The organism is Arthrobacter sp. 10L430, from assembly GCF_056395245.1.
Map to the genome: position 1 here is coordinate 1 of NZ_JBFTJD010000059.1, position 1097 is coordinate 1097.

The following is a 1097-nucleotide window of genomic DNA, read 5'->3' on the forward strand; positions in this document are numbered from 1 at the left end:
TCCGGTGCTGTCAGCACAACTCTCTTCGCCTTCCGGGGAAGCCTGGAGGTTGTGCGGGAGTATTTTTGCTCGAGCTTGGACTGCGGGTAGCTCAGCAGAAGGGTCATCACGAGGTACCAGAGGCTGGCGACGATCAGCAGCGGGATGGTCTCGTAGGTGCGGGCGTAGATCAGCTGGGCGCTTTGGAGGAGTTCGGCAACGCCCAGAACGCTGACGAGGGAGGTTTCCTTGAACATTCCGATGACCTGGTTACCGGTCGCGGGGATGATCGAGGGCATCGCCTGGGGAATGATGACCTTGCGCATCTTCATCGCGGCGCTCATGCCCAGCGAGTCGGCTGCTTCGATCTGGCCCTTGCCGACCGAGGAGAACCCGCCGCGGATGATTTCTGCCATGTAGGCCGCTTCATTGAGGGTCAGGCCGATGATGGCGGCGGTTATTGGCGCCATCAGGGCGTTCACGTCGATGGCCTGTTGGATATCGGTGAACGGGATCCCGATCGTCAGGTTCGGGTACAGGGCTGCGATGTTGAACCAGAAGATCAGCTGCACCAGGACCGGAGTGCCACGGAACAAGGTGATGTAGACACCGGCCGTGGCGGCAATCGGTTTGAGGTTCGAGGACCTCATGACGGCAAGCGCCAGGCCCAGAAGCGTTCCCAGGACCATGCTGACGACCGTGAGGAAGATCGTGAGCATCAGCCCGCGAAGGATGGTCTCCTGCGTGAAGTACTTGGCAACCACATTCCACTTGAAGTTCGGATTGGTTGCTACTGAGATGAGAATGCCCAGGCCGATAAGGCTGCACACCACCCAGGAGACGTATTCGAAGAGGCTCCGCCGTCGAAGCCTAGGCTTGAGCGCCGGATCGGTCCCGTTCATCTTGTTCCCGCTTCCGGAACTTATGGGTTGCAGCATCGGAGCCCTCTCCTAGTTGAGCTTGGCATCCGTGATGGCACCTGATTCCAGGCTCCAGTTCGAGAGCGATTTCTTGTATTCCGGGCTGTCCAGGACATCCTGCACGGCCTTCTGCAGAGCGGGGGTTAGGGCCGAGCCCTTCTTCAGCCCGACAGACACAAGGTCGCTGTTGCCGACGTT

Annotated in this window: 1 protein-coding gene; it reads right to left on the minus strand. The window is 59.7% G+C overall.

Annotated features, from left to right (window positions below; genetic code table 11):
- Nucleotides 1-917: amino acid ABC transporter permease (locus AC1DDG_RS21645; RefSeq protein WP_476877694.1), on the minus strand; the 917-nt coding region annotated here is incomplete at its 3' end.
- Nucleotides 918-1097: the final 180 nt, after the last annotated feature.